Genomic DNA, 7,525 nt, shown 5'->3' with positions numbered 1-7,525 from the left:
CTCATTGAATGAAAAATAGGGGGAAGAAAAAATGTTAACAGGTTATACAAACTGGCCAAAAGAATTTGCCGATCGTTATCGAGCGGAAGGGTGCTGGCTTGGGGAAACATTTGGCGGAGTGTTAAGAGAGCGTGCTAAAAAATATGGAAATCAAATCGCAGTTGTAAGTGGAAATACGCATATAACGTATAGTGAGCTTGATAAAAAAGTAGATTGCTTAGCGTCAGGTTTACTGAATTTAGGAATAAAGCCAGAAGATCGAGTTGTAATTCAACTACCTAACGTTATCGAGTTTTTTGAAATGTGTTTTGCGCTATTTCGAATTGGAGCACTTCCTGTTTTTGCATTACCTTCACATCGTAGTAGTGAAATTAGTTATTTTTGTGAGTTTGGTGAGGCGAGTGCGTACGTGATTTCAGATAAGGCTCTCGGTTTTGATTATCGAAAACTAGCAAGGGAAGTGAAAGAGAAAGTACCAACTTTACAACATGTAATTGTAGTAGGAGAAGAAGAAGAAGAAGAAGAAGAGTTTGTGAACATAAATGATCTGTATATGGATCCCGTTTCATTACCAGAAGTTCAGCCAAGTGATGTTGCGTTTCTCCAATTATCAGGAGGGACAACAGGACTTTCTAAATTAATTCCTAGAACACATGATGACTATATTTATAGTTTACGTGTTAGCGCTGAAATTTGTAATTTAAATACGGAGAGCGTCTATATGGCAGTTCTTCCAGTAGCACATAATTACCCAATGAGTTCTCCTGGAACATTTGGAACCTTTTATGCGGGTGGAAAGGTTGTGCTGGCAACTGGAGGTAGTCCGGATGAGGCATTTGCACTTATCGAAAAAGAAAAAGTTACCATTACTGCTCTCGTACCGCCATTAGCAATGATATGGCTTGACGCTGCATTTTCACGTAATAACGATTTATCAAGCCTAGAAGTGATTCAAGTAGGTGGTGCGAAATTTAGTGCTGAAGTGGCAAAACGGATACGCCCTACATTTGGATGTACATTACAGCAAGTGTTCGGTATGGCAGAAGGGTTAGTAAATTACACAAGGTTAAATGATCCGGAAGAAATTATTATTCATACACAAGGTAGACCAATGTCTGCACTCGATGAAGTACGAGTTGTTGACGAAAATGATAACGATGTAAAACCTGGTGAAGTAGGTAGTTTATTAACACGAGGTCCATATACAATTCGTGGTTATTATAAAGCAGAAGAGCATAATGCACGATCATTTACAAAGGATGGATTTTATCGCACAGGAGATCTTGTGAAAGTAAATGAACAAGGTTACATCATTGTAGAAGGAAGAGATAAAGATCAAATTAACCGTGGTGGTGAGAAAGTTGCTGCGGAAGAAGTTGAAAATCATCTATTAGCACATGATGCGGTACATGATGTAGCAATTGTATCTATGCCTGACGAGTATTTAGGAGAACGTACTTGCGCTTTTGTTATAGCTCGCGGACAAGCCCCAAATGTAAATGAATTAAAAATGTTTTTAAGAGAACGTGGTATAGCAGCTTATAAGATTCCAGATCGAATTGAATTTATTGAATCATTCCCGCAAACAGGTGTTGGAAAAGTAAGCAAAAAAGAATTACGTAAAGTCATTGCTGAAAAACTTATTACAGTAAAACGATAAAAACTATTAAAATTTGGAAGGAAGTGATTAGATGGCTATCCCATCTATTTTAGTACATTAAAATACCAATTGAATCAGAACTACAAAAAAATAAAGTGAATTGGACACAAGATCCGAAACGTGTAGTTCTTCTAATCCATGACGTACAAGAATATTTTTTCGATGCACATAGTGATAAAGAATCGCCAAAAGTAGAACTCATTTCAAGTATTAAGGGGATAAGAGAAAAATGTAAGGAACGTGATGGTATACCAGTTGTTTATCCAGCACAACCTGGTGGACAAACGTTAGGATAACGAGGGTTATTACAAGACCCTTGAGGTGACGGTATTCCTGACAAAATGGAGATATAGTGCATTTAAAAAGACAAATCTATTAGAAATTTTAAATGAACAGGGATGAGGTCAACTTATTATTTGCGGTATTTATGCGCGTATTAGTTGCCTTTTAATAGCTTGTGATGCATTTATGGATGGTATAGAGCCGTTTTTTATAGCAGATGAAGTTGCTGATTTTTCACAAGAACATCATAAATAAGCTATGCAATATGCATCTGATCGATGTGCAGTAACTATAACAAAAGACTTACTATTGAAGGATAATTCAGAATTCACATTACAAAATTTACGTCAACAAGTTGCTGATCTTTTTGAGAAATTGCCCTTTAATTTATCAGATGAGGAAAGTTTATTAGATAGAGGATTGGATTCTATCAAGATTATGAGTTTTGTAGAATTGTTGCGCTGAAAAGGAGTTGAAGTAACATTTATGGATTTAGCTGAAAGTTCAACTGTGAATGATTGGTGAGAATTAATTTTTCTTAAAGTAGGTTAAAACCTTAATAGAAATTATTATTATATAGGTTATTAATAGCATCGGAATGTTATATTTTTTTGAATTGCTAGCTGTAAAAATATAATATTCTGAGTAAGCTTATGAGAGGCAGTTTAAATATTAAGGTTAGTAATATCATATAAGTACAACTAAATTAAGTCCGAAAATGGAGAAATGTCTGAGGGTAAATGACTGTATAGATTCATTTATAGCTAAATTTAAGATAGGGTAAGTATATCGAAGGCAATATGTTACCTTTGTAAAGGCAATTTTTGCATTAATTTTCAGTGGATTAAGAAAGTTTATAATCGTAAGCGTATTCAAGATAGAGTTACTTATAAAATCATCCATCAAGTTAAAAAAGAGTGGATAAATAAAGTAGGTTAAATAATTTTTTTATTAGTATGGGATTGCAAATGAACAATAATTTTATAAAAAAAGTTAATGTTTTTTTGTTAGATAATATTTTATTATCTAATGATAACCAATAAAGAGGAGTATGATATGAAGAATAATAAAAATAAAAGCTCTTTTGAATCAGATATATTTAAGATTTATGGTTGGTTAATATCATATATAAAGCCATATAAATTTAATTTTATAATCCTGATCTTTTGTAGTTTGTTAATATCAATTAGTAGCCTTTTAATACCTAAAGCTATCCAATTTTTAATAGATAGCTCATTGGTAAATGAAAATTTAATGGAGTTTTATGTAATATTATTTGGATGTATGTTAATTATTTTAACGATAAACTTTGTAATAATTCCGATTCAAAATACTAAACAACGTAAACTACAAGAGTATTGTTCTCGAGATTTACAATTACATATCTTACAGCATTTAAGAAATTTAGATATATATTATTATGAAACTAATTCCTCTGGAAGACTTCTGTCGATATTAAGTACAGAGGTAAAAAATGTGCAAAAATTATATAGTTCGTTACTTCCCATGTTTATTCAGGAGCTATTATTTGCCATTATCTCTATAGGCTTTATGTTAATTACGAGTGTTAAATTAACATTAATCATAATTCCATTTCTATTATTATATTATTTATTTGGACCTTATTTTGAAAAAAAAGCATCTATTAGTGGAAAAAGCATGTCTAATGCTCGTATTGCATTAAATAAAAAGGCTTATGAGAGTATATCAGCTATTACAGAGTTAAAAGTTAATCATGTGCAGGAATGGGACTTGAATAACTTTTTGAATAAGCATAATGATTTTAATAAAAATCTGATAAGCATGTACTTTTTTTCTTTTTTAAGGGGTACGATTCGAAGAATTTCCTATTATTTAGGTGGAATTGCTTTAATTATAGTTGGGTATTTTTCAATTAGAAATGATAATATTTCTTTAGGTGTATTTGTGGCATTCTTCCTCTACTATTTTAACGCAATGCATAGAATTACAGCAGTAATAACATCTATGACCGAACAAAAGATATTAATTTACCAAGCTAAAAATCTATATGAATTTTTGGCTGAGAAACCTAAAATGAAAAATTTAGTTATGTCATCTAATGAACCCGAAAATATTACCACAATAGAATTTAAAAATATAAATTTTGGTTACAATTCAAGTCAACCTATATTAAATAACTTCAATTTAAAGATAACGAAAGGTGAGCGAGTTGTAATTGTGGGTAAGAGTGGTATAGGAAAAACCACTATTTTTAAATTACTTTTAAGAGCATATGATTCAGATAGTGGCAATATTTACGTAAATAGTAAACATATTAGTCAATTTTCACTATCAAGTATAAGGAATTCTATAGGATACGTACCTCAAGAAACATATTTATTTGGATCATCTGTTTTCGACAATATTAAATTTGCAAATCCAGAAGCTTCTGATGAACAAGTAATAGAAGCTGCAAAATTAGCTAATGCTCATGAGTTTATAAGCAAGTTAAGTATGGGATATAAAACGCTACTAGGTGAAAGAGGAATTAAATTATCTGGAGGACAGAAACAAAGGATTGCTTTAGCAAGAATGTTTGTGAAAAAATCAGATTTGATTTTATTAGACGAGGCAACTTCTTCGTTGGATAATAAAAACGAAGAAGAAATATATTCTAAATTAAATAATCTAGCGAAAGAAACAACTGTTATTGCTATTGCTCATAGAATATCTTCTATAAAACATTTTAATCGTATCGTTGTTATTGATAATGGAGAAGTTGTAGAATCCGGTACTTACGAGGAGCTAATCAGTAATCAGGGTTTTTTCACTAAATTAATAAATAGAGAAAATGAGTGTCTGGAGGTATAAATGAATAGTCTAGTTTGGATTTTGAAAAAAGTACGTGGTAATAAATGGATTTATATGTTTTCTATTCTATTGTTATTCTTAGAATCTGGCGCTTATATTTCTTCTACTGTTTTACAGCAAAGACTAATAGATAACGTATTTATAAATAAGGAGTATGATCAATTTATATATGTTTTGTCTTTAATTGCTGTCTCATATATAAGCTATTCGCTACTTTTTACAATAAGTTCGTATTTCTTAGCCAAAAATATGTCTAACTTATTATTATCTTTATCAAGTAATTATTTTCAACATCTTTATAGTATAAAAACAGCGGTTTTTCAAAAAAAGCGTACAGGGGAATATGTACATCACTTTACAGTTGATATAGGAAATGTAGGGCGTTTATTAGCATGGGATATTCCACGTTTACTACAACAATTACTTAGCATAGTACTATTAACTTTTATAATTGGTTCCACTAATATATATGTACTAATATTTATAATATTATTTAATCTTATTTATATATTATTTGCTAAACATTTAGCACATAAATTTAAAAAGATGTCCAAAATAATTAATAAAAAAGAATCTAAAATTTTAGTTCGATTAGAGGAATGTATATCTTCTACTAGAGAAGTGCTTATTTTTAATAGGACAAAGTGGGAACAACAGATTTTAAATCGATTATTTGAGCGTTATTATGCGCATGCTTTTAAAGAAGAAAATATTCGAAGTATGCATTTATTTGCAAATGAATCCCTCAAATGGGGAACAAGCCTAATCGTTCTCGCAATAGGTTCGTATAAAGTATATATAGGTTCAATGTCAATAGGTATGTTGGTTATAATTTTTCAATTATCTTTACAATTAGCAGATGCAATAAAAGGGATATATGATTTAATCTATACGACAATGAGGCGTATAGCGTCTATTGATAATCTTAGGGAAGAATATAACAGAAATAATTGTCGAGAGAAAATTGAAAATAATATGTTATTTCCCGAAGACAGAATCACTATAAGTCTAGACGATATTTCTTATAAATATATAAATAATCAAAATTATTCAATAAAAAATTTATCTATGGAAATCCCTCATAGCAAAAAAGTTGCACTTGTTGGATCAAGTGGATCAGGTAAATCAACTATAATTAATTTATTGTTAAAATTTGATTTCTTAAATTCAGGAGACATAAAAGCTAATAATTTATCAATAATGAAAATGGAAAATAATGCATGGTTTCAAAATATAGGTGTTGTTTTTCAAGAACCATATTTATTCTCAGATACTATACGAAACAATATACTCCTAGGGAATATTGTTTCGCCGGAGCGACTTGATGAAATTATCAAGGTTGTCTGTTTGGATGATTATATAAGGAGCTTGCCAGATGGGTATGAAACTGTTATAGGAGAAAGAGGTCTAACTCTTTCAGGAGGACAAAGGCAACGTTTAGCACTAGCTAGAGCATTAATAAAAAACCCTGATATATTAATTTTAGATGAAGCAACTTCAGCATTAGACATAAGTACTGAGGAGAAAATCGTGAAAAATATTGATAATATACGTAAAGGTAAAACTACCATTATTGTTGCGCATAGGTTATCAACGATTGAAAACTCAGATATTATATATGTCTTGGAGAATGGGAAGCTTGTAGAAAAAGGGAATCACCAGGAACTGCTAAAAAATAATTCACTATATACAAGACTTATTCAAAAGGATATAACAACAAGTATAAATGCCTAAAAAACTCTAAAGAAATTGATTTAAATGTTGAAGATAAAAAAATAGCATTACTTGATAAAGCACATCTTCTTATCTTTTTAGGTGAACACTTTTATAAAGAAGCAGTCTCTCATGGGTGTTTTTGCTCATCCACCCGAAAGGGGGAATAAGACAAAAAATACCCAATAAAAAAAGAGCTCCTATAGATTTGAAGTGACCCCTGTCAAGTTGACAGTATTTAACAAGCACAACTAAGCAACCTGAGTTCTATATTTATATGGACTCAGGTTATTTAATTTCTTTTGAAATCTTTGGTAGTTATAAAAGTGCATATATTTGCGCACGGTAACTTTAACCTCATCAGCCTTGCGGAAAGAGTATAAATGGAAATACTCTGACTAGAAATGACTGAAGAAGTTTTCTATACAAGCATTGCCCCAACAGTTTCCCTTTCGAGACATACTTGCCTTCATCTGATATTTTTTAAGTAATTGATTGTATTGACGGGATGTGTATTGAAACCCTTGATTACCATGTAAGAGAAGGCCTTTTACGTTTCGTTTTTTTCTTTCCTTTTTAAGTGTATCTAACACAAGTTTCAAGTCATTTCTACGACTAATTTCATTGTTGTACAAGTCTTTAATAGCGGATAAATATAATCCCTGTCCATTGAAAATAAAATAGGTAATGTCTGTTACCCATTTTTCATTCGGTTTTGAAGCTTGGAAATCCCTGTTCAGATAGTTATCTGAAATCACATAAGCTTCTTTCTATCCGTAATAAGGTCGTTTTCTCCTAATAATGGATCTGATCCCATCGCTATCAAGCTAAGCTCATACAACGTCAATTAAAGTAGAGGTTGTTTCTTTTTTGTAAAATTTATGTGTAGGGAACCTAAAGATTTGCACACAAAATAAACCCTAACGGGTTTCATTTTTTTTGAATTAAGCCGCTTGATTATCAGACATGGTACAATTGTAAACGACACCTAATATATCAAAGACTGTTTTCTTCTCATATCGATGAGATTTTCTCCCG

At 31.1% G+C, this 7,525-nt stretch carries 4 protein-coding genes and 2 pseudogenes; 4 read left to right on the top strand and 2 right to left on the bottom strand.

All coding sequences use genetic code 11. From position 1 onward, the window contains the following. Positions 1-31 precede the first annotated feature (31 nt). The 4 genes and pseudogenes from CO726_RS30075 to CO726_RS30060 all read left to right on the top strand — a co-directional run bounded on the left by CO726_RS30075 (position 32) and on the right by CO726_RS30060 (position 6,508). Positions 32-1,660: a (2,3-dihydroxybenzoyl)adenylate synthase gene (locus tag CO726_RS30075; RefSeq protein ID WP_099686739.1), complete on the top strand. Its 1,629-nt coding sequence runs from the start codon at positions 32-34 to the stop codon at positions 1,658-1,660. 31 nt (positions 1,661-1,691) lie between these two features. Further along, positions 1,692-2,404 (top strand): annotated as a pseudogene (locus CO726_RS30070) (isochorismatase family protein); the annotation flags it as partial. Positions 2,405-2,998: 594 nt separating this feature from the next. Further along, a complete protein-coding gene (locus CO726_RS30065) occupies positions 2,999-4,774 on the top strand; it encodes an ABC transporter ATP-binding protein (RefSeq protein WP_245916846.1) in 1,776 nt (591 codons plus the stop codon). After that, positions 4,775-6,508 carry an ABC transporter ATP-binding protein gene (locus CO726_RS30060; protein WP_099686737.1) on the top strand — a complete coding sequence of 578 codons (1,734 nt, stop codon included), beginning with the start codon at positions 4,775-4,777 and terminating at the stop codon, positions 6,506-6,508. Positions 6,509-6,738: 230 nt separating this feature from the next. Here CO726_RS30060 and CO726_RS33305 read toward each other — a convergent pair. Both CO726_RS33305 and CO726_RS30050 read right to left on the bottom strand, forming a co-directional pair. Continuing rightward, positions 6,739-6,873 (bottom strand): annotated as a pseudogene (locus CO726_RS33305) (IS3 family transposase); the annotation flags it as partial. Positions 6,874-6,885: 12 nt separating this feature from the next. Next, on the bottom strand, positions 6,886-7,245 hold the full coding sequence (locus CO726_RS30050; protein ID WP_099686735.1) for a DDE-type integrase/transposase/recombinase: 360 nt from the start codon (positions 7,243-7,245) through the stop codon (positions 6,886-6,888). Positions 7,246-7,525 lie beyond the last annotated feature (280 nt).

It is taken from the genome of Bacillus fungorum (assembly GCF_002746455.1).
In the GTDB taxonomy this organism is placed as follows: Bacteria; Bacillota; Bacilli; order Bacillales; family Bacillaceae_G; genus Bacillus_A; species Bacillus_A fungorum.
Note: the sequence above shows the minus strand (reverse complement) of the source record. Positions and strands in the feature narration are given on the sequence as shown.